Annotated in this window: 17 protein-coding genes; 5 read left to right on the top strand and 12 right to left on the bottom strand. The window is 54.8% G+C overall.

Annotation, left to right across the window (positions count from 1 at the left end):
• The 3 genes from OXH16_02595 to OXH16_02585 form a co-directional block, all read left to right on the top strand.
• Window positions 1-188 (top strand): hypothetical protein (locus tag OXH16_02595; protein ID MCY3680258.1); only part of this gene is annotated, 188 nt, incomplete at its 5' end.
• Window positions 185-454 carry a hypothetical protein gene (locus OXH16_02590; protein ID MCY3680257.1) on the top strand — a complete coding sequence of 90 codons (270 nt, stop codon included), beginning with the start codon at window positions 185-187 and terminating at the stop codon, window positions 452-454. The genes OXH16_02595 and OXH16_02590, both read left to right, overlap by 4 nt.
• 101 nt (window positions 455-555) lie before the next feature.
• Window positions 556-921: a hypothetical protein gene (locus tag OXH16_02585; GenBank protein ID MCY3680256.1), complete on the top strand. Its 366-nt coding sequence runs from the start codon at window positions 556-558 to the stop codon at window positions 919-921.
• A 344-nt stretch (window positions 922-1,265) separates the two neighbouring features.
• Here OXH16_02585 and OXH16_02580 read toward each other — a convergent pair whose 3' ends face one another.
• From OXH16_02580 to OXH16_02530, 11 genes are all read right to left on the bottom strand, one after another.
• Window positions 1,266-2,921, bottom strand: coding sequence for an acetolactate synthase large subunit (locus OXH16_02580; GenBank protein MCY3680255.1), 1,656 nt, complete (start codon window positions 2,919-2,921; stop codon window positions 1,266-1,268).
• Window positions 2,922-2,935: 14 nt separating this feature from the next.
• A complete protein-coding gene (locus OXH16_02575; protein ID MCY3680254.1) occupies window positions 2,936-4,339 on the bottom strand; it encodes an arylsulfatase in 1,404 nt (467 codons plus the stop codon).
• 17 nt (window positions 4,340-4,356) lie between these two features.
• Complete coding sequence (locus OXH16_02570) at window positions 4,357-5,433, bottom strand: SAM-dependent chlorinase/fluorinase (protein MCY3680253.1); 1,077 nt, start codon at window positions 5,431-5,433, stop codon at window positions 4,357-4,359.
• Window positions 5,430-6,644: a glycoside hydrolase gene (locus tag OXH16_02565; GenBank protein ID MCY3680252.1), complete on the bottom strand. Its 1,215-nt coding sequence runs from the start codon at window positions 6,642-6,644 to the stop codon at window positions 5,430-5,432. The genes OXH16_02570 and OXH16_02565 overlap by 4 nt, the downstream gene beginning before the upstream one ends.
• Complete coding sequence (locus OXH16_02560) at window positions 6,622-8,181, bottom strand: sulfatase-like hydrolase/transferase (protein MCY3680251.1); 1,560 nt, start codon at window positions 8,179-8,181, stop codon at window positions 6,622-6,624. The genes OXH16_02565 and OXH16_02560 overlap by 23 nt, the downstream gene beginning before the upstream one ends.
• A gap of 8 nt (window positions 8,182-8,189) precedes the next feature.
• Window positions 8,190-10,412, bottom strand: a complete 2,223-nt coding sequence (locus tag OXH16_02555) for a glycoside hydrolase family 2 (GenBank protein MCY3680250.1) — start codon at window positions 10,410-10,412, stop codon at window positions 8,190-8,192.
• Between the two features lie 3 nt (window positions 10,413-10,415).
• Entirely contained in the window at window positions 10,416-11,825 is a 1,410-nt protein-coding gene (locus tag OXH16_02550) for a HEAT repeat domain-containing protein (GenBank protein ID MCY3680249.1), read from the bottom strand.
• A 104-nt stretch (window positions 11,826-11,929) separates the two neighbouring features.
• On the bottom strand, window positions 11,930-12,712 hold the full coding sequence (locus OXH16_02545; GenBank protein ID MCY3680248.1) for a phytanoyl-CoA dioxygenase family protein: 783 nt from the start codon (window positions 12,710-12,712) through the stop codon (window positions 11,930-11,932).
• The gene (locus OXH16_02540) at window positions 12,709-14,199 is read right to left on the bottom strand and encodes a sulfatase-like hydrolase/transferase (protein MCY3680247.1); all 1,491 of its coding nucleotides are present in this window, start codon (window positions 14,197-14,199) and stop codon (window positions 12,709-12,711) included. Before OXH16_02540 ends, OXH16_02545 begins: the two co-directional genes overlap by 4 nt.
• An 11-nt stretch (window positions 14,200-14,210) precedes the next feature.
• The gene (locus OXH16_02535) at window positions 14,211-15,260 is read right to left on the bottom strand and encodes a Gfo/Idh/MocA family oxidoreductase (GenBank protein ID MCY3680246.1); all 1,050 of its coding nucleotides are present in this window, start codon (window positions 15,258-15,260) and stop codon (window positions 14,211-14,213) included.
• Window positions 15,250-16,335: an NAD(P)/FAD-dependent oxidoreductase gene (locus tag OXH16_02530; GenBank protein ID MCY3680245.1), complete on the bottom strand. Its 1,086-nt coding sequence runs from the start codon at window positions 16,333-16,335 to the stop codon at window positions 15,250-15,252. Before OXH16_02530 ends, OXH16_02535 begins: the two co-directional genes overlap by 11 nt.
• Before the next feature lie 249 nt (window positions 16,336-16,584).
• On the opposite strand from OXH16_02530, the gene OXH16_02525 reads away from it, so the two are divergent.
• Both OXH16_02525 and OXH16_02520 read left to right on the top strand, forming a co-directional pair.
• A complete protein-coding gene (locus OXH16_02525) occupies window positions 16,585-18,144 on the top strand; it encodes a thiamine pyrophosphate-binding protein (GenBank protein ID MCY3680244.1) in 1,560 nt (519 codons plus the stop codon).
• A gap of 56 nt (window positions 18,145-18,200) precedes the next feature.
• Window positions 18,201-19,919 carry a PcfJ domain-containing protein gene (locus OXH16_02520; protein MCY3680243.1) on the top strand — a complete coding sequence of 573 codons (1,719 nt, stop codon included), beginning with the start codon at window positions 18,201-18,203 and terminating at the stop codon, window positions 19,917-19,919.
• A 76-nt stretch (window positions 19,920-19,995) separates the two neighbouring features.
• On the opposite strand, the gene OXH16_02515 is transcribed toward OXH16_02520, so the two are convergent.
• A complete protein-coding gene (locus tag OXH16_02515) occupies window positions 19,996-22,398 on the bottom strand; it encodes an ABC transporter permease (protein ID MCY3680242.1) in 2,403 nt (800 codons plus the stop codon).
• Window positions 22,399-22,410: the final 12 nt, after the last annotated feature.

The following is a 22,410-nucleotide window of genomic DNA, read 5'->3' as shown; positions in this document are numbered from 1 at the left end:
ACCAGCGGGATGCCATTGCCGCACGTATTATAGCTGACCTGAAAGATGATCAGGCTTGGACAGAACGTTTTGAGGCTACAACTGATGAGCAGTGGGATCGTTTGGCTGAATCAGCGCGAAAGGAAATTGATGCGGGTGATACAGTGCCACTTGATGATGTTTTTCCTGTTAATCAGTCTCAGCAATGACGTCCAGTATTACGAGAGAGTTTCGAAGGCGACTCTACAGGCTTTCTTCCCAGGCTCAAAGGCAAGCTGCCCAGGCTTACCAACTGTGGCGCTCAAATCCCTATCACTCCAGTCTCCAATTCAAGCGTGTCAGTCCGCGTCAACCGATCTTTGCTGTTCGCATTGGGATGGGGTATCGAGCATTGGGTTTGCGAGACAGAGATCATATTTTCTGGTTTTGGATAGGATCGCATGCAGCCTATAATCAGTTACTCAAGCGTCTGTAATTGAAGTGCGGCGAAAGGTGTAATCGGATCTTATTTTTCTGAAGCCCAACGGACTCTTTCTAACCGTTGGGCTTTTTCTATCTTCAGGAGGAGATGGCAACATGAGTAATTTGAGTTTACTGACCGGCGTTTACGCAGATGTCGAAGCGTATGCCGTGCTGATAGATAGGGTAATTGAACGGCTGGGACGAGGAGAGATCGGTTCGCCCGATCCAGATCAGAAGAAGCTCGGACAACTTCTCGTTGATGCCAGTGATCAGGGCCTCGAATCACAATCTCTTGAGGCTCTGACTCTGGACAACTTGCTACGGTCAAACACCGGTGAGCCTTTGCCAGGTCTGAAGAGGCTTGGCGAGTGCCTGCTCAGTGGCAAAGTTGATATCAGCTATCATAAACAGTTAGAGACGCTTGCCCAAAGATTGGAACAGAAACGGGTGGGGATTGCTCGTCAACTATGGGGACGTTAATTGACCCGGTAGATTAAGGCGGTACTGATGCAAATTATTTATTGCACTGTTGGCAAGTATTTGTCAACGATTTTGTTGACAAATACTTACGAAAAAAACAATAGAGAAGCGATAAAGTTATAATAAACAGGTCTTTGCTTGCAGTTCAATGAGTTGTTCTTGAGGCTCATTCAACAAGCCTATTGCACCTTCGCCTATGGCAAGGGGCAGGGGAAGAGTCAACCGCGAGTTTTTTGTTATGTCTTGCAGATAAATTTGGAGTTATATTTTAAGTTAGCTGGTAAATATTTGTCAACAGATTTGTTGAAAAATACTTTCTGAAAAACAACCGGAAAGCAATAAATTTATAATAAACAAGTCTTTGCTTGTAGTTCATCGACGAGCACTTTCTGGTTTTCAGAGTAATCCACGGGCACTTCGACGAGGTGTACGCCGCCTCTGGTATAACATTTCTCCAGCAGGGGTACGGTCATTTCTGTGGATTTCACGCGGTGCCCCTGCGCGCCGTAGCTGTTGGCGTACATGACAAAATCCGGGTTGTCAAATTCCAGTCCAAAATCGGGAAGCCCCATCCCGTATTGTTTCCAGCGTATCATGCCGTAGGCGTTGTCTCGCAAGATCAGGACGACGAGATTGAGGTTGAGTCTTACGGCTGTTTCCAATTCCTGGCTGTTCATCATAAAACCACCATCGCCGCAGATTGCCATGACCCGCCGGTTGGGATAAAACCGCGCTGCTTCCATTGCCGAGGGCAAGCCCGCGCCCATGGTGGCAAGGGCGTTGTCCAGCAAGACGGTGTTGGGTTGCGTGGTTGGGTAGTTACGCGCAAACCAGATTTTGTACACGCCGTTATCCAGGGCAATGATGCCGTCTTCGGGCAGGACTTTGCGGACGTCCCAGACGAGGCGCTGGGGTTTTATCGGGAAGCTGTTGTCGTTTTCTCCCAGACGAATGTGTTCCTGAATCTGGTCGCGGATGCGCATGTAATAGTCGAAGTCGTGCGAGGCTGTTTTGCCGGTTTTGTCGGCGAGGCGCTGGATCGTGTTTGCAATGTCGCCTACTACTTCCAGTTGTGGAAAATAGACATTATCTACCACGGCGGATTGGAAGTTGATGTGGATGACCCGGGTTGCCCCTTCGTCGTGAGACATGAAAAATGGCGGTTTTTCCACGACATCGTGTCCGACGTTTATGATCAGATCGGCACGTTCAATGGCGCAGTGGAGATAGTCGCCATCGGAGAGTGCTGCGGTGCCCAGGAATAGGGGGTGGAGACCGCCAACGACGCCTTTGCCCAGTTGGGTATTGAAAAAGGGGATGCCGGTTTTGTCGAGGAAGTGCGCCACGGATTCCCAGATGCGCTTGCGGTTGGTGCCCGCGCCCAGGAGGAGCAAGGGGCGCGTGGCTTCTTTGATCATTTTTACCGCGTCGTCAATGGCGCGTTCATTGGCGTCGCCGCGTCTGCAGGTGCTGATATTAAAGACCGGCGTGGTGTGTTCATCAACGGGTTCTTCGGCGACATCTTCCGGGAGTTCCAGGTGTACAGCGCCGGGGCGCTCTTCTTGCGCGAGGCGAAATGCCTCTCGCACCATGGAGGGAATCATATCTACGTTGACGATTTGTCGGGTGTATTTTGTGAGGGGTTCCATCATGCTTACGACATCGATGATCTGAAATTGGCCCTGCTTGCTCTTTTTGATGGGTTTTTGGCCCGTGATCATGAGCAGGGGCATGCCACCCAGTTGGGCATACGCTGCACCTGTTACAAAGTTGGTTGCGCCGGGACCGAGTGTGGCAAGGCAGACGCCCGCTTTGCCCGTGAGCCGTCCGTAGGTTGCAGCCATGAATGCAGCACCCTGTTCGTGGCGAGTCAGGATGAGTTTGATGCTCGATTTGCGAAGGGCTTCCAGAAAGGCGAGGTTTTCTTCTCCGGGCACGCCATAGATATATTCCACGCCTTCATTTTCCAGTGCTTTGACAAATAGGTCCGAAGCGTTCATCGCTTCCTCCGGGTTTATGCGGGGACACTGCGTCCCCTTGTTTTGTACTGGTTGAGCAGGTCGGTCAATCGGGATACGATTTCGGGGTGTTGCGCGTAGAGGTTTTCGCGTTCTCGGTAGCCGGTTTCCATGTCGTAGAGTTGGCCGGGGGCATTATCTGGGGGATCGTCGGGATAATCATTGCCGCCGGAGCTTTGGTGGAGGAGCAATTTCCATTTGCCCTGGCGGATGGCAAATTCGCCTTTGGAAGAGTGATGCACGGTGGCTTCGCGGATGGGTGTCGCGTTCTGACTCGTCAGGATGGGTAAGATGCTGCAACTGTCTTCGCCGGCATTTTCGGGAAGGGTATGGCCGACAATGTCGGCGGCTGTTGCGATGAGGTCTGTGAGACATATAGTTTCGTCGCTGAAGGATCCGGCGGCGACTTTTTCGGGCCAGCGGGCGATGAAGGGGATACGATGTCCGCCTTCCCAGTTGTCGCGTTTGCAGCCGCGGAAGTGATAGGCGCTGTAGTGGTTGTATTCTTGTTTTCGCGCGTGCATAAAGCGTTCTGGTCCGTTGTCGCTGGTGACGATAAAGAGGGTGTTGTCGGTGGCGCCCACTTTTTCAACAGCGTCCATGATTTGCTCCACTGCCCAGTCGCATTCGACGACGAAGTCGCCGTATTTGCCGGCCTGGCTTTTGCCTGTGAATGCTTTGTTTGGCGCGATGGGCGTGTGGGGACCGGTTACGGGATAGTAGAGGAAAAAGGGCTGTTTGTCTGCTGCGTTTTCTTCGATGAAGGAGACCGCTTTTTTTGTGAGGTCCGGGATGACGTGTTCGGGTTTGAGGCCCGGCGCAGCGTGTCCTTCGCGGCCAAAGAGGCCCTGGGGAGCACGGGCTGTTGGCTCGCAGATTGTGCGGTTGTTTTCGAGATAGACATAGGGCGGCATGTCCAGGGATGCGGAGATGCCGTAAAAGTAGTCGAATCCGAGGTCGCACGGTCCGCCGGTAAATGGTTGGGTGAAGTCTATGGCTTCGCCGCGATCCCATCCCAATCTGTAATCTTCAAGGTGCTGGACGCCTTTTTTGCGCGTCCAGTTTAATCCCACATGCCATTTGCCGATGCAAGCGGTGTGATATCTGTGTTGTTTGAGCAGGGATGCGACGGTCAGGCGGTCGGGTTCGATGAGGGGTTCTGAGTATCCGTTGAGGACGCCATTTTGCAGTCGGGTGCGCCAGCAATAGCGTCCGGTTAAGACGCCGTAGCGCGAGGGGGAGCACACGGCGGAGCACGAGTGGACATCGGTGAAGCACATGCCTTCAGCGGATAGGCGATCCATATTTGGTGTTTGGATTTTGGATTCGGAATTGAGGTAGCTGATGTCCCCGTAACCGAGGTCGTCGAAGAAGATATAGACGATGTTGGGATTGGGCATTGGGTCTCCTATAAGGTTTACTCGGCGGGCGCGATGAAGATTTTGTCGCCCTCCTTACACCCAAGTGTCTTTGAGGCGTTTTCGTAGTTGCGAGCGATCCTCAAGCGACCTTCCACTGTCAGGAATGCAACCCACTCTCCGCGCGGTACGTCTCCATAGGTGGTGGCAAGCAACACTGTGAATGTCTGTTCCCCATAGCTGACCTGAAAACGGGTTTTGGGAGAGATGCCAAGTTGCTGCAGGTCGCCTTCGATAAATTCGGTGTTGATGTTGCCGTAGGTCGAGGAGATGCTCTCTATCTTTGTGTAAGCCCCACCTTCCACAAATTTCGCAGACGACACATGATTCGGCGCGATGGTCGCATCTTTGTCTCGTTCAATCTTACCGGTGTCCAGATAGGCGTCGAGCGCGCGCAACGCGGTTTCCCGTTCGATCTCTCTGAGGTTGACGTGTCCGTCGCGTGCCACAGACCAGAATACTGGCACACTCGGTGCCTTTGCCGCTTTCTGGATATACGCCTGGGGTCCCTCCGCTTCACTCTGGTTACTGAGGAAGAGCAACGGGAGACGTGGGGTATAACGCCATTCGTGGGGTTGCTCTGCATCCCGCACTTGCAGTGCCGCCCCCAACGCGAGCAAGCCGTCATAACCTTCGGGAGCGGTCTCGGCGATCAGGGTCACGATCGCGCCGCCCATTGAGCTGCCCTGTACAATTACACGTTCAGGCGCGCCATAAGTTTGGACAATGTGCTGGCGTAGCAGTTCGATGTCCGCTACCGCATCGACGACGATCGCTCCGTTGCGGCGGTAGCTGGTAGATGCGATCATCCAGCCATCGGCAAGCAAATGCTGGTACGTGGGTGACTCTGTGCGAAATTCGGCGCTCAAGGGCGCATTTTCGGAGCGATGGCCGTGCGCCAGCAGCAGGAGTTTTCCATTCCAGGACTCCGGTACGGTGATGACGAATTTTGATTGCTGAAGTTGACCTTCTTCGGTGCGAAATTTAACGGCCTCTGCGGCTGGGGCGAGCAGTCCGCCGATGAGCAGGAAACAGCATATCCCTTGCACGAGTGTTGATCGGTAGATCGTTTTCATGATGGCTCCTTGAAGGTTCCGATGGTGTTTTGATCGGTGTCATTCTGTTCTTTGAGGATTTGCTTTTGGAGGTATTCGGGCAGTTTTAGGACGCGCTGGAAGTAGGTGGGTTCGTCAAAGCGCAGGTTGTTGTTTTTGAATAGGGGGCGGTCTGTGTCGCGGCTGAGGTCGCAGTCGAATCGGGCGAGGACGGATTCGCTCATGCTGCCCCCGCCGTCCGGGTTGATGTGGCAGAGTCCCCAGGTGATGCCGCGGCCGTCGCCGTTGTCGGCAAATGCGTCGGGTACAAAGGGTCCGGGTGCGACGGGGGGTACTTGGAGCAGGGATTTCATTTCAAAATGGAGGCCGTCTGGCGCGTATTGTACGGTGTTTTTTTCGGGTCCGTCCAGGCTGACGATTGCGGCGATGCCCTCTTTGTAGGGCCAGAGGCAGGTTTCGTGGCCGGAGTTGAGGACGGGATTTAGCGGTGATTTTTGGTATGGTCCTTCCGGGTGATCGGCTATGGCAACGCCCTGAGCGCGGATGATGTTTGCGCCGCCGCGTTTTTGACCGGGCGAGCCTTTGTAATACATGTGGATTTTGCCTTTGTAGATGAGGGGGAAGGGGTCGTGTATGCAGTTGCAGTCCCAGTCGTCGGGTCCGCCGGGTTCTACGATCGGCCTACCCAGTCGCGTCCAGGGTCCATGGGGAGAGTCGGCGATGGCGATGGTGACGGGGCACGAGTCGCCGCCTTGAATGACTTCGCTGTATGCCTGGTGGTAGAGGTAGTATTTGTTTTTCCAGACGAGGATGTCGGGGGTGCAGTTTGAGCGCCAGCCAAATTCGCCTTTTGGTAGGCGCGTGGCGGCTGGTCCCTGTTCTTTCCAGTGAAAGCCGTCTTCGCTGGTGGCATACCAGATGTCTGCGAGGTCCCAATCGACAGAGGGGATTTCGTCGGTGGCGTTTTCGTGTCCGACGGGGGGACCTTTTGTGCGCCGGCATGTGTACCAGACGTAATAAGTGCCGTCGATGCGGAGGACTTTGGATGGGTCGCGGCGAGAGACGTTGGGTTCTCGTGAGAACCCTTCGAGGGGGGAGTATTTGAAGTTGCTGAAGAATTCATTGCCGCGATCTTCATGGGGGTTCCATATATCGTACATGCGCTCCATCGAGGCGCTGAGTTCGCGGTCTGGTTTTTCAAGTGGCAGTTTAGCGGGAAAGGGCGTTTGCATGGGTGTTCCTCTGGTGGTAAATGTCCAGCAGTTTTGCTGAGAGGGATTCAACGAGGTGGCTGTGTTGTTCTGATGCGATGAGGTTCTGGCGTTCGTCTTCTGTGGGGTTGTCTTTTAAGTTGAAGAGGGCGTGGTGTTTTAGTTCGCCTTCTACGATGAGTTCTTGCCCGACGATCAATTTCCAATCGCCATCTCGCAGCGAGAGCATGGGTCCCATGATGTAGTCGTCGTGGAGGACGAGGGGGTGGGGTTCAAATTCATCATCCTGTAGGCCGGTGAGGAAGGGCGCGATGCTGGTGCTGTCTTCGGCAAATCCCGTGCGTGAGGATGCTTCGATGCCGACGAGGTCTGCGATGGATAATATGAGGTCGTTGAGTCCATAGGTGATGTGGCTGGTGCGCCCGGGGGTCGCGTCGTTGCCGTCGCCGATGTTGCCCTGTTTCCAGAAGGCGATTGTGGGTACGCGATGGCCGCCTTCGTGGATGTGGGCCTTGCGGCCGCGGTAGTAGCCGCTGGATTCTTTGCCCGCGTTTTCTGCGCCATTGTCGCTGGAGAAGATGAAGAGGGTGTTGTCGATGAGTTTGTGGCCGGGGTTGCGCGGGTCGTCGTGGGTTTCGAGGTAGTTGAGCAATTGGCCGACTGCGACGTCGTTTTCGTATATGAAGTCGAGGCGTTCGGGTGTGTTGTGCTCGCAGCCGCCGACCTGGTCGCGCTGTTTGCCCCATTCGGTGCTTTCCCAGCCATTGGGGTCGTTGGTGGTGGCGTGTGGGCGCGAGAGTTCGCGGTTGCCGTTTTTGAAATGCGCCTGTCCCGTGATGGGTACGCCGTTGAGTGCGTCGCAGGGCGTGTGGGGTGTGTGGTTTGAGTTGGCGGCGTAGTAGAGGAAGAAGGGCTGTTGTTTTGTGTCTTTTGTGAGATGATCATCGAGAAAGCCGACGGCGTGCTGGAAGTTCATGGGTCCGGTTTTATACAGGTCGTAACCCGCGATGTCGTGAGGGTTTTTGCCGGTTGCGCCGATGCAGCGACGGTTTTCGATCCAGCCCGCATTGGCAGAGGTTCCATGGCTTCGGTTGGTGATGAAGTGGTAGTCAAAGCCGTGTTCTTCGGGGCAGTCGGTCAGGGGTTGGCGCACGTCTGCGTCGTCCCATCCCTCGGCGGGTGAGCCGTCGGATTTTGTGTAGGTGAGACCTACGTGCCATTTTCCCGAGATGCCCGTGCGATATCCGGCTTTTTTGAGGATGGTGGCGAGTGTGGGACGTTCTTTTTCTATGAGTGGCGGATAGTGGGGACCAAAGGCGACTTTGTGTTTGAGTTGCGTGCGCCAGCAATAGCGTCCGGTGAGGAGGGCGTAGCGCGTGGGGGTGCATACGGTTGATGGGGTGTGTGCATCGGTAAAGCGCACGCCCAGGCGCGCAAGGCGTTCCAGGCTGGGGGTGTGGAGTTGTTCGTCGTCGCGATTGCCGGTCCAGTCCTGATACGCGCTGGTGTCGCCCGTACCCATGTCATCGACGAGGAATATGATGATGTTGGGTTGCATGTGTCTCCTTATTTCATGTCGAGGAGTTGAACGCTCAGATAAGAGGGTCTTTGAGAGGGTAAGAGGATGGCGCAGATGGTATTTTCGCCAGGGGTCAGGAGATCGTATTCATCAGGATGGAGCATGGCGCAGGTTTCCGAGATGGGTGCGGAGTGCTGCCTGACGCGGAGGCTGCGGATGAGTTGGCCGTTGATGAAGATCTGGCAGTCGGCAGATGAGGTGACGTAGAATAGGGGTTTATCGGGGCGCTGGTTCAGGTCGATGGTGGTGCGGAGATAGATGAGGGCGTCTTCTGCTGTGCCATAAGGACCTTTGCCCGCGTTCCAGGATGAATCGTCGAAGTGCGTCTGACACCAGTCGCCGCCGCAGTTTGGCAGGTTGTCGCGGGGCGAGGTGTGTATGGAGGGGAGGGTAGATACGTCGCCCGTGCTGTATCGCCATTCGGTGTGGGGACCGATGATGGTTTCAAATTGCGGGGGATCCCAGAGTGTGGCGTGGATTTTGCCGAGTTCGTCGGGGTCGATTTTGGAGATTTTGCGGTCGTAGGTGAGCCAGCCGTTGAGTTCGTGTTCGACGTCGGTGATCTGGGTATATACGACGCCGTTGAGGGGGGTGAGGCCGACCATTGCGCGGAGGTTTTCGACCCAGAAGCGATAGTCTTCTTCCATGGCCTGGGGCGTCGGATATGTGGGGCGGGTGATGTCGTTGATGTGGTCGATGTGTTCGGATGGCTCTTCGTGGTCGTACCAGGTGTGGCCCGGGATGCAGAGGTTGAATCCGCCCGCTTCGCCCAGGAGGACGATGCGGTCATTCGCGCTTTGTTGTTGCGCTGTGGCGGGGTAGAAGGTGTAGTCGTGTATGTCGCAGATGTCGCCCGTGCCCATGTCGGCCCAGCCGCTGGCACTGGTGACGAGGCGAGAGGGGTCGCGTTGTGCGACGTGGTCTGTGAGGCGTTCGGTGTCGTGCTGCCCCCAGCCTTCGTTGAAGATGATCCACTGGACGACACTGGGATGGTTGTGGAGCCAGTCCATGATGTTGTCAAATTCGGTCTGCCACTGTTGTGCGGCTTCGGGGGTGACGTTTTGTCCGAATTTGGGCATGCAGACCATGTCTTGCCAGACCAATAGGCCGAGCCGGTCGCAGTGATAGTACCAGCGGTCGGGATGGGTTTTGACGTGTACGCGCACCATGTTGCAGGCGATTTGTTTGAGGTACTGGAGGTCGAAGAGGATGGCTTCGTCAGATGGCGGGGTGAGGATGCCGTCGGGCCAATAGCCCTGGTCCAGGGGTCCGAGTTGAAAGATGGGTTGGTCGTTGAGGAGGAAGCGTTTGATGCCGTTTTCGTCTTTGCCAATGGCTATTTTTCGCATGCCGAAGTAGCTGTCGATGGTGTCGATGGTTTCGCCGTTGTGCTGGACTTTGACTTTGAGGTCGTAGAGGAAGGGGTGGTCAGGATGCCAGAGTTTTGCGTTTGGAATGTTGAGGGAGATGGTGCGGTCGGCCCGTCCGGTTGCTTCGGAGATTTGCCGGTTGCCGTCGTAGGCGATTGTTTGAATTTGGCAATTCTTCAAGTTTTCGCCTGAGACAGTAATATCTATCTTTTCAGCGTCTATATCGGGTGTGAGGCGAAGGGTGCGGATGGATTGCTCTGGTACGGCTTCGAGCCAGACGGTTTGCCAGATGCCGCCGGTGGGTTGATACCGAAATCCCTGGCGGTTTTCCGGCATGATTTGTTTGCCCAGGGCTTGCGGCTGTTGCTCGGTGGCGTCCCAGCAGGAGACGATGAGTTCGTTCGCGCCGTCTGTTAAGTGTTCGGTGATGTCAAAGGTGAAGGGGTCGTATCCGCCGCGGTGTTGTCCCGCTTTCTCACCGTTGACATAGGCACTGGTTTCCCAGTCGGATGCCTGGAAATGGAGGAGTACGCGTTTGCCCGCCCATGCGTCGGGAAGGGTGATATTTCGGCGATACCAGAGACGCTGGTTCGGGCGGAGAATTTCCATGATGCCCGAGAGGGGGGCGTCAATGGCAAAGGGTACGAGAATTTGACCCTGATAGGTATCAGGTGCGCTGGTGGTGCCGATGGGTTCGAGGGCGTAGTCCCACAAGCCGTTGAGGTTTTGCCAGTGTTGGCGCACCATTTGAGGGCGCGGGTGTTCTGGCAGGGCGTTGTCGGGGGAGACGTTTTCCGCAAAAGGCGTTGAGATGTGTTTGGTCACGGGGTTATAGACCATCTCTTAAGCTACCTTTTTAGGTCTTCTTTGTGTCTGACCTCTGGGTTCGCTGTCCCAGCGCAGTGCCTGGAGGCGATGCATGGCGGCTCTGAGCGCTTCGGGCGTGCCGATGCGATAGAGGCCGTGTACCGCAAATCCGCGAACGTAGTGGTTGCCATCGCGCATGGCGTCTGCCAATTCGGGAATGGCTTCTTCGGCATGGATGCCCAATCGCGCGAGGGAGAGGGCGGCATTGCGTCGCACAAAGTCGCTTTCATCCGTGGCGAGGATGTCGGCGAGGGGGCGCACAGCTTCCGTGCTGTTCTGACTGGTGGTGCCCAGGGATTCCGCGGCATGCGCGCGTGTGTCTTCGTCGGTGTCCTGCAACAGGGCGATGAGGTCGGGCGTGGCTGATTTTGCTCGCAAGCCCAGGTCGCCGAGTACATCGACTGCGCGCATGCGGATTTTGGAGTCCGGATTTTTGGTGAGGTCGATCAGTGCGGGTACGGCGACTTCGCCGACGTTTGTGAATCCGTATCCGGCGTTTCGAGGTGGGTTCTCATCTTCCGTGTCTTTGAGTGCGTCGATCATGGCGGGGATCGCTTTTTCACCCTGTAATCCGAGGGTGTAGGAGGCATGGAGGGCAGCGGCTTCGTCTGGATTGGCGAGTTGCCCGCTCAGGGTTTCGATTGATCCTCCGTTGCTCGCATGTTCGGGCGCTTTGCCCAGGTGCCAGTCCCACATGGCCTGCCATATCGGTTCTTGTGGATCGTCGGATGCGACCCATGTTTCATCGCTGTGATCCCATGTCGGTTCGGTAGGCTCGGTCATGCGCGTGAATAGGAATTTGACCATGTGGCGCGTGATGTCCGTGTAGTTGGCTTCTTTTTTGTGCAGGATGTCGTAGTGGATGAGTGCGACGGTTCCCGCGGGTCCGGTTGTGAAGAGGTGTTCTCCATCCTGGTCGCGGGCGGTGATGTATTGCGATCTGGGGGTTACGCTGGTCGGTCCCATTTCGCGGGGTGTGTCCTGGGGGTAATACATCGCCATCATCCAGCGGCAGTGGTGATGGCGGCGGTTTTGGTCGGCGCAAAATCGGCTGTTGTGCAAGCTGTCTTTGTGCATGGTGCGCGCATCGCTGCCCGGGCGGCTTTCGTGTACGTGACGGTGCAGGTGCAGATAATAATCGGGTCCGAGGATGCTGGAAAATGCGCCGTGGACAATGGGGTGATCCCATACGTCTTGCAGTTCTGGTACGGCGGGGAGGAGGTTGTTGCCGGGATTTCTGCCGCTGTTTTTTTCGAAGGATTCATCAATGCGTTTATAGACTTTTTCGTGAAATCCCTCCGGGAAGTCGGGGTGGAGGATCAAATATCCATCGCGGATGAATTGCTGCATTTGCTCGTCGGTCAATAAGACGGGTTTGTCTGCCATGGCAGTTTCCTTTCTCGTTTTTATTGGGTGATTAGATCATGTAATAAATATACAATGTCTCTATTTAATCAAGTACATTTTGTTTCCCATGGGATGATCGCATGCTACAATTGCAACACGATACTGCCCTGATTTTTCTCATTGAGCGCATCCATGTAATCCCTGCGCTCAAAGAACTGGCTGGTGTCGTAGAGGAAGGCGTATTTGCCGTTCCGATCACAGCCGGTTTCGAGGGCGACGCGGTTGATTTCGGCGATGTTGGGATAGGAGGGCCAGAGGATACCTTCTTCACAGTAGGAGGTGTCGATGAAGTAGCGTTTGTAAATGCCACCGCCGGGTTTGGGTCGGCGGGCGTGTTGCAGGGCGGAGTGGACGATGATGATGGAGCCGGGGGTCAGGTTGTCGATGGTGCGCGAGCCGGGCAGGTCTTCGAATTGAAATTGGCGAAAGGCATCGTTGGCCATGACTTTTTTGTGGGTGCCGGGCATGACGAGGAGGTCGCCCACTTCGCCGTTCAGGCCGTCCATGTACATGAATACGTGGACCATGAGGTGCGAGCGATTTGTGTGTGGGATTTGTGCGTAATCCTGATGCCATGCTACCCCGCGTTCTCCGGGGAGTTGCCACCGGGCGTGGATGTGGTGATGGACGAATTTTTTGCCTTTCATCAGATCGGCCACGCGATCTACAACGCTCGGTTCAGATGTGAGCAGGCCGAGTTCTGGATACGCCATGAGCATGCGGCGTTTGTCCGTTTCGCGGTCGATCATGAGTTGATCGACATCGGCTTTGATGCGTTCGTTGAGGTCGTGGTCGAAGAGGCCTTCGAATACGAGGTATCCCTCTTCGTCGAATTGGGCGATGTCATCGGGTGTGAGATGGTTCATGTGTCCTCCCCTAAATGGATGTACGCCAGATGCATATCGGGGTTGCCGTGGGCAAAGTTGCCGTCGCAGGCCCTGAGGAGTTGGCGTGCGAGTTGATCGGCTTTGTCGGGATATTCGGCAGCGAGGTCGTTTTCTTCCCGGTAGTCGTCCAGGATGTTGTAGAGTTGAAAGCCGTTGGTTTTGTTGATGTGGCGCAATTTCCAGCCGTCGGCTGTGGTGAGGGCGGGACCGAGGCGCGAGGAAAAGACGACGGGTGCGTGGGGGCGTTGCTCTTTGCCCAGAAGGGTGGGTAAGAAGGATTCGCCGTCTTTCCAGTCGGGTGTTTCCTGTCCTGTGAGATCGGATAGCGTGGGCATAAAATCGTAATTGGCGATCATGTGATCGGTTGTGCCGGGGGAGATGTGACCGGGCCAGCGCGCGATGTAGGGCAGGCGGGTGCCGCCTTCCCAGCTCGTCCATTTGAGGCCGGCCATGCCGTCGTTGCCATTAAATACATCACCGCTTTGTTCTGTTGTGTGTCGGGTGGTGATGTCGTCATAGCGAATGCCGTCGAGGCTTTGTCTTTTGACGGTGCGGCCTTGTTGTGCGGCGTAGATTTCGTGGCCGTTGTCAGAGCTGAAGAAGACGATGGTGTTGTCGGCAATGCCGAGTTCGTCGAGTTCATTGAGGATGATGCCAACGGTGTCGTCGAGGCGGAGGATCATGGATGCGTATTCTTTTTCAAAGCCGGTGAGTTCTGGCGCGTCTTTTACACCCGGGTGAATTTCGGGAACGGAGATGGGTCCGTGGGGCAGTTGCGAAGGGTGGAAGAGGAAGAAGGGTTGGTTGCGATTTTTGCGGAGGAAATCGACGATTTTGTCGTTGAAGAGGTCCTGGGAGTAGGTGACTTTCCCGGTCATGTCGTGACGGATGGCCGCGTTTTCCGGGGATTCTGAACCGGGGTGGTTGCCGCAGTCGGGATGGGTGTTGCCGGGTATTTCGAAGATGTCGCCATTTTCAAAGAGGAATGGCGGATAGAAGCCGTGGCAGAGTTGATGATCGTAGTAGCCGTAGTGGTAATCCCATCCATGCCGATGAATGCGTTCTGGTGTTGTGGCAAAGCCCCATTCGAGTTTGCCGATTTGTCCCGTGACATAGCCAGCGCGTTGCGCGATTTGCGCGAGAAAGACTTCGTCGGGGCGTTCTTGAAGGCCGGTATTATTGATGAGTTCGGCGATGTGTTCAAAGGTCATCGTGCCTTCGGCCATGGGGCGGTAGAGACCGCCTCTGGTGAAGGTCCATCGGCCCGCGTGTGCGTCGTGATAGCCGGTCATGAGGCTGGCGCGCGCCGGGGCGCAAAAGATGCAGCCATAGGCGCGGGTGAATTGCAAGCCTTCGCGGGCGAGGCGGTCGATATTGGGGGTTTGAAAGTGTTTTTGGCCGTAGCAGGAGAGCATGCCGCGGCCCAGGTCGTCGCCGTAGATGTAGATGATGTTGGGATTGGACATGGATATTCCTTTTATAGTTCGGTGACATCGATGGCTTTGCGCTGTGTTGTGGCTTTGTGCGCGGCGTGGATGAGCGAGAGGTTGTGACGGGCGTGTTCGGCGGTGATGGGGGGAGGATTGCCTTCTGCGAGTGCTTTGAAGGTGGCGGCAAAATAGTTGGCGTGTCCGGCGCGGGATAGGGCGTCATTGTCGAGGCCGTGGTCGAGGTCAACGGGTTGCCATCTGCGGTCGGCTTTGTCGAGGTAGCGGAGTTCGCGTCCGCGTCCGACAATGCGGATGGCATGTGTGCGGGTATAGACTTCGCATATACTCTGGTCACCGCCGGGCATGCCCCAGGATGTTGAGACGGTGGAGATTGCGCCGTTTTCGTGTTCAAAAAGGAGAAAGGCGACGTCATCGACGTCGAAGTCGAAGAATTTGGTCTGTACGCGGGCTTCGACATAGCGCACGGGTGAGCCGATCATGGTTTCGATGAGGTAAATTTCGTGGTAGGCACTGTCGCCGATGCAACCGCCGCCGGCTGCTCTGGATGCGCGCCAGACGCTGTTGGGGTCGGCCTGATCCTCTGTTTTGCCAAAGAGGGAGAGGGCGCGGCCCGTTTGGGGTGTGCCTGTGTTTTCCTCGCGCAATAGTCGGAGTGCTTCTGCGGTGCCGGGTGTGTAGAGGAAGTTGTGTACGATGGCGTAGGGGACGTTGTGTTTTTTTACGGCTTCGAGGAGGCGGTCGGCTTCTTCGAGGGATGTTGCCATGGGTTTTTCCGAGATGATGGCGACGCCCGCCTGTGCGGCTTCGATGACGTGTTCGGCGTGCAGGTGATGGGGGGTGGCGATGATGACGGCGTCGAGTTCGGCGCGGTCGAGCATGTGGCGGTGGTCTTCGTAGCGTTGTTCTGAAATGATGTCTGCTGCTGTGCCAACGCGATTTCTGTTTTCGGGGATGGGATCGGCTATTGCCGAGATATTTACGAGGTCGGGTATGTCGAGCAGGCCCTGGAGATGGGATTTTTGGACGATGCCGCCGCAGCCGATCAGGCCGAGGCGGATGTTTTGTTCACGAGGCATTGCGATGGTTCCTTTCTGCGATTTTCTGTGCGATGTATTCCGCGTCGCGTCCCACGCCGCGCAGGAGATGCGATCCGACGGTGTGTTGAAATTTTAAGCCGACGAAGAACAGGCCCGGGATGCAGACGCCGCGTGTGTGAATGGGGCCGTTTTTGTCAAATGCGGTTTTGGGATGGTGTACGCGGATAAATTTGTGGTCGGGTCTAAAGCCGGTACACCATAAGACGGTCAGGTTTTTTAGGCTGATAATTTCGCCGTCGGCACAGTGGATTCCGCGGTGGTCGGCATCTATTACGCGGCCAACCCGTTGTACGCCGTGGTGTTTTGAAAGCCAGCGCGGCGATGGTGCCATGGCGGGGTCGCCTCCTTGCCATTGGTGCATAATGCGCCGTCCGATTCGCGTTTGTCGCTGGATTTCAAATACTGGGAGCATGCGGGAGAATACACCGATGGGGATGCCCAGTATAGACCAGGGGACGACGCCGTTGCCGCTGAGTGCAAATGAGAGGGTTTCAAATTGGTCCGATTGCGCCAGGTCCAGGCAGATTTGAACCCCACTGCTGCCGCTGCCGACGATGAGGACATTTGGCGTTGTGATCTGGTCGGGTTTTCGATAGGTTGATGAGTGTAACTGGGGGGTTGTTTGCGGCAGGTTTTTGGCGGCGTCTGGGACAAAGGGTTGGGCTGCATGCCCGGTGCAGATGGCGACGTTGGTTGTTTGATAGGTTTTGGTGTCTGTATGGACGTGCCAGGTGTTTTCTCCTTCGGCGACTTGTGTGACGGTGACGCCTTCTTTTAATGGGGGATTGACCATCTGACGATACGTCTGGAAATAGTCGAGTGCTTCTTCGCGTGTGGCAGTGTCATACCACGCTTTTTGCGGTGCAAATGGTTTTTGCATGCCGGGCAATGTGTTCATCCAATTTGCGGTGTTTAACCGAAAGCTGTCCCAGCAGTTGTGCCAGGCAGAGAACGCCCGGTCGCGTTCCAATACGAGGTGCTCGACCCCGCGTTGTTGCAAGTAATAACTCAGTGTTATGCCGGCCTGCCCACCGCCGATAATGATGGTGTTCATGGTATGGTTTTCAGAAAAATAAAAGTATCCGCAGATGGACGCAGATAGACGCAGATAAAAAAGGTTGTCATCGCGGCATGATGTTGAGCCGCGATCCAGCCTATCAAATAAGAAAGGTTACTCTTTACACTTCAAAATAGCGCGTTGCCAAAGGATTTGCAAGCCAGTTCAAATTTGGTCTGACGGTGGGGGATTTTGGTTGTATATTGGCGGGGTGAGTTTTGATTATTCGATTGAAAGGATGGGATTATGTTGATGACTGGCGGTCAGGCTGTGGTTGAGACGCTGGATGCCTGGGGGGTGGATGTGGTGTTTGGGATTCCGGGGGTTCACACGCTGGCGCTTTACGATGCGCTGTACGAGCATCCGCGGATTCGGCATGTGACGACGCGGCACGAGCAGGGGGCGGGTTTTATGGCGGATGGGTATGCGCGGGCTTCTGGGCGTGTAGGCGTGGCGTTGACGACGACGGGACCAGCGGCGGTGAATGCGTTGACGCCGATTGGGGAAGCGCACGCGGAGTCGTCGCCCGTGTTGCTGATATGCAGTGGCCCGACGGATGAAACCAATGGCACAGATGCGGGTGTCTTACATGATATGCGCGATCAGTTTGGCACGTTGTTTTCGGTGACGGGACGCGGGCAGCGCGTGTCGCGTGTGGAGGAGATACCGGATGCGCTATCAGAGGGTTTTGAGGCGATGAAGTACGGGCGTCCCCGGCCCTATATTTTGGAGGTTCCACTGGATGTTTTTAAGGAAGAGGCAGAGGTAAATATTGACGAGCCTGCGCACCGTCCGCCGCACAAGCCTGAGGAGGCCGCGCTCGATGCGGCGGCGGAGATGATTCAGTCTGCGAGGAAGCCGGTGTTGATTGCGGGTGGGGGAACGCAAGATGCGAGTGATGATGTGATTCAGTTGGCGGAGAAACTCGGATTGCCGGTGGCTGTTACTGCGAATGGACAGGGGGCTGTTCCGGCGGATCACCGATTGCTGGTGCGCGGTGAGAGGATGAACAAGTGTTTGAATGAGGCGGATGTGGTGATTGCTGTGGGTACGCGTTTGGGTTTTCGGTTTGAGCAGATGTGGAAGGGGACACCGGAGAAGCTCATTCATCTGGATATTGATCCGGATGTGATCGGGCGGTCGTTTGAGCCAGATGTTGCGCTGATTGGCGATGCTGGTGCGGGGTTGAGGGGTTTGTACGCGCGTTTGGATGGGGTAAAGACCGCTTGGGATGTCCGTGGTTCTGTGTCGCAGGCGTCCGGTCAGTGGGAGGAGAGCCCTTTTCCAGAGTTGCTGGGGATTTTGCGGGATGTTCTGGATCGGGATGCGGTGGTTGTGAACGATATGACGATGATTAGCTATCAGGCGCGTCGCCATTTTCCGGTTTATCAGCCGCGCACGTTTTTGTCGCCTACTGTTTATGGAACGCTGGGGTTTTCCATGCCGGCGGCTGTGGGTGCCAAGATCGCGTGTCCAGATAAGCAGGTGGTGTCGCTGTGCGGCGATGGTGGGTTTATGTACACGGCGACAGAGCTTTCTACCGCGGTTCAGCAAAAAATATCTCTACCGGTTGTTTTGTGTAATGACAATACTTATGACGCGATTAAACGAGCGCAGGATCGGGAATGTGATGGGCGGAATATTGCCGTGGCGTTGGCGAATCCCGATTTTGTGATGTTTGCACAGAGTTTTGGTATGCAGAGTGTTCGCGTGACTGATGGACGGGGGTTTGGCGAGGCGCTCGAAGAGGCGTTGCAGGCCGAGGGTCCGACGTTGATTGAGGTTTTTTTACCGGAGTATGCCTGATAAGTGCATCCTTATGAGTGGTAGATAGAGATAGGACACAGGTGCAGGGGGTTTTTATGGCAACAAAACGAAAAAAGAGGCGGCACAGAGGGGCCGCTGGCAAGGCGAATGCGGATTTGACGGCGCATATTCGGTCGCTGGGGTTGACGAGTGTGGGGCAATATCAGGCGTGGTGTCGGGACCATGGATTTAATGGGGCGCTGAATAAGAGTTGGCAGGAGCGGCGGCAGGAGCGCAAGGTGGCAGATCGGGCGATTGATGAGGCGTTGGCCGAGCAGGAATTTGTGCGCCATATCAGTGCGTTGGGGTTAAAGACGGTTGCGGATTATACCGCGTGGTGTACTGCGCACGGGTTGAGTACGGGGACGCATAAGAGTGTTGCTCAGCGCAAGAAAGAGTGCGATTTGGCCGAGCGCATAGAGAGCGATGCGGTTTTGGCGAGGATGAAAAATCACACGCGGCGGCCGCAGGAGACGATTCGGGCGATTTATGAGGGCAAGCTGTCGGAGGCGGAGTTGAATCGCCCGCATTTGCAAAAGATCCAGCGGGCTTTTGATGGGTTGGGGAGAGATCGCAAGGGACGGCGCGCGCTGTTGCAGTTGTTGCTTCATGTGGAGAAACGGGGCGATTTTTTTGACGTCAAGCCCGCGATTGTGCGTCTGGGACCTTCTGATGGCAATACATTTATCGAGGGTTTGGGCGCGCTGGCGCATTGGCACAAGCGGTGGTTGCGCGATCCGGCAGAGTGGCGGCCAGATTCGCACAATGGGCGCAAGCAGTTTGGCTCACTTGCGCGACATTTGCTCGCGAAGTACGATGTGCCCGCGTTTATGGATATTGCGTGGTTTCTCGGCGAGGAAGACGAGGCGCGGCAGCAGCAGGGATGGTTTGTGCATGTGGGAACGGGCGGGAATATCCGCAAGGCAGATGTTCCGCTGACGCTGACGAAGAAGATGGCGCATTTGTTTTTGGAGTCGCCGCACGATTACACGATTTACGAGGCGTTTCGGCGCGGTCAAATTCTGGGGCTTGGCGGGGAAGAGCCGCTGGTGCGCGCGGTGAACAGTACGCGGTTGGGGTCGTCTTTTGAGTGCGAAGATTTCTGGCATAAGGTGGTGCATTTTTTTGTGAATAATCCAATGCTCGATCCCGATGAGGTGGGACCGATTGTGGATTATATTCACAACCAGAAATACGTGCCTCGGGAAGAGACGGTTGGTGGGGAGGTTGTGCAGTTGCCGCCCGAGCAGCCGAATTTTTCAATTAAGGGGCGCAGTATGGTCAAGTTGCTGCGGCAGGTCGAGATGTGGCACCGGCAGTTGGCGCGGCAGAATCGCTTGCCCGCAAAGGTGTGGGCGCCTTCGGGTCTCAATGAGCTGGATTGGACGGCGACGGATAATTATGGGAATGAAAAGGAGCGGTGGACGATTACAGAGTTGCTGTCGGTCAAAGAGTTGTCCCTCGAGGGACGCAAGATGCACCACTGCGTGGGGTCTTATGCGAATAATTGCAAGACCGGGAGGTCATCGATCTGGACGATGCAGGTTACAACGCCGGAGAATGAGACGCATCGGGTGATGACGATTGCGGTGCAAAATGGCAGCCGAAGCATTACGCAGGCGCGCGGGAAGTGCAATGCGCGACCCAATGGCAGGACGCCGAGTGGCAAGCGTCGGGATTTTAGCAAGGAGTATGAACGCCATTTGCGGAAGTCGCGCCATGTGTTGTATTTGTGGCGAGAGCAAGAGGGGTTGTCTATGTCGCGTGGTGTGTGAGGGAATAGACGAATAGACGAATAGACGAATCGGCGGATCAACCAATCATAGCAGTTCATAGGCGCACAGGTGTCGGCTATTCATATCGCAATGCTGTCGCTGGATCGGTCAGGGCTGCGCGAATCGCCTGTGTGCTCACGGTCATGATCGCGATTGCCATTGTTAGCAATCCGCTCGATACAAAGACCAGCGCACCCAGATCTATGCGATACGCAAACCCTGCCAACCATTCATTCATGACCCAATAGGCCAGCGGAAATGCGATTAGATTGGCCAGCAGGACCAGAATTACAACTTCTCGCGAGAGCAAGCGTATGATATTGGGGACGGATGCGCCCAGGGTCTTGCGGATGCCAATTTCTTTGGTGCGTTGCTCTGCTGTAAATGCCGCGAGGCCAAACAGGCCCAGACACGCGATTATAATCGCCAGCCCGGCAAATACAGTTATAAGTGTTCCTATCCGTTGTTCAGCCAGATAAAAGTTCGCTAAGTTTTCGTCTAAAAATCGGTACTCAAACGGCTTTTCGGGGATATATTTTCGCCACATTTCGCCGATATATTTAAGTGTTTCATCAATATCCTGACCGCGAATTTTTAGTGTTAGTACGTTGAACTTGGGTTGCCACATTGCAATCGCCACTGGGCGAATGACTTCGTGTAGCGACCGGTTGTGAAAATCTTTTACCACGCCGATTACAACGCCTTTTTCCCGGTTGTGCGCAGCCCATCCGAACTCCCTTCCTATCGGCTCGGTCCACCCCAATCGCTTCACGGCAGTTTCGTTCAGGATAAATGCCTGAGATGTATCGGTTGTCACTGATAGTGAAAAATTGCGGCCCGCTGTGAGTTCCAGATTATAGGTGTCTAAAAAGGCTTCATCCACGCCCAGGACGCGCATCCGCCAGTCTTCACTTCCCCTGCCTTCGGGAAATACCCTGTCCAGTTGTCCCCCATATCCCATCGAAGAATGCGATGCCGATGCTTTCAAGATGTTTGGGTGCTTCAGATATTCATTTTTAATATTCAAATAATCATCCGTCAATCGCCGATCTGTAGAAAATAGATAGGTCATGACCATGAGATCTTTATCAAATCCCAGATTTTTATTTTGCACATAATTCAACTGTTGATATACCGTGTATGTGCCCGCGATTAAAAATGTCGAGATCGCAAATTGAAATATCACGAGGATCTGTCGCAGTCGACCGCTTTTGGTACTCGAAATAAGCGTGCCTTTCAGTACTGTTACGGGCCGAAAACTGGACAAAAATAGCGCGGGATATCCTCCGGAGAGCAGGCTTACCAGTACGGTTAAAACAAATAGTCCGGCAATCGCATACCACAGGGTCTGTCCTTCGAGTGCTATTGTTTTTCTGGCAAAGTTGTTCAGGAGGGGGAGAGAAATTTTCACAATGATTAGCGACAATAGCCCGGCCAACAGTGCGGTCAAAAATGTCTCTCCCAAGAACTGTCGGATCAATTGGGCGCGATAGGCTCCCACTACTTTTCGCAATCCGACTTCGCGTGCCCGTCGCGCAGAGCGCGCTGTTGACAGGTTCATAAAGTTGATGCACGCAATCAGTAAAATAAAAAGTCCGATGATTGCAAACAGGTACACATACGTGATGTCGCTGTGAAATGAGATGCCATAATCCACTTTGGAATACAGATAGATTCGCTCTAAGGGCTGCAAAAAATAGGTGCTCTTTTTGACGATTTCATCGCCCATGTATCGCGCCATGAATTCGGGCAATTTTGCTTCGAGTGCTTTCGCATCTGCGCCTTCTCGCAATAAGATGTAATTGTGTGCTGGTCGCCAGGTTGAATCCACCGCCCAGTTTTCAAATACGTTTCGCGTCCAATAGGTATTTACGGTTGCACATACAATGTCAAATTGCATGGTTGATTGTCGAGGCGCGTTTTTCAGTACCCCGGTAATCGTATATACCCCGCCCATATACCGATCATCGACGGTAAGCACTTTTCCTATTGGGTCGTCATCCCCGAAAAATCGCCGCGCGGTTGCCTCTGTCACCAGGATGGAAAGCGGTTCTTTGAGTACTGTCGCGCGATCTCCCTTCACGAGTTCAAAATCGAAGACATCCAAAAAATCGGGATCTGTCAAACAGAATCGCTGATTGAATTTGCGGTCTTTATACGTGGTCCAGATATAGCCCCACGACAGGTATCGCACGACTGTTTCGATTTCTGAATAGTCTTTTTTGAGCGCGGGTCCCGCTGCGCCCGATGTGCCAAAACCCATGTCGCGGGTGCCGTCATCGTTGCGCATCTCGCGGAGCAATTTGTAGATCCGATCGCTCTTTTTGTGAAACCGATCTACGCGAAATTCATCGTGAATGAATAATCCGATGAGGACACAACAAGCCACACCTACCGATAATCCCAGTACATTGATCAGCGAGTATCCCTTGTGGCGCATCAAATTTCGCAGGGCGATTTTCAGATAGTTTTGGAACATGTTTAACGTCAG

The sequence above is a fragment of the Gemmatimonadota bacterium genome, assembly GCA_026705765.1.
In the GTDB taxonomy this organism is placed as follows: Bacteria; Latescibacterota; UBA2968; order UBA2968; family UBA2968; genus VXRD01.
The sequence above is the reverse complement of the archived record's forward strand: the minus strand, read 5'-3'. Positions and strand labels throughout refer to the sequence as shown.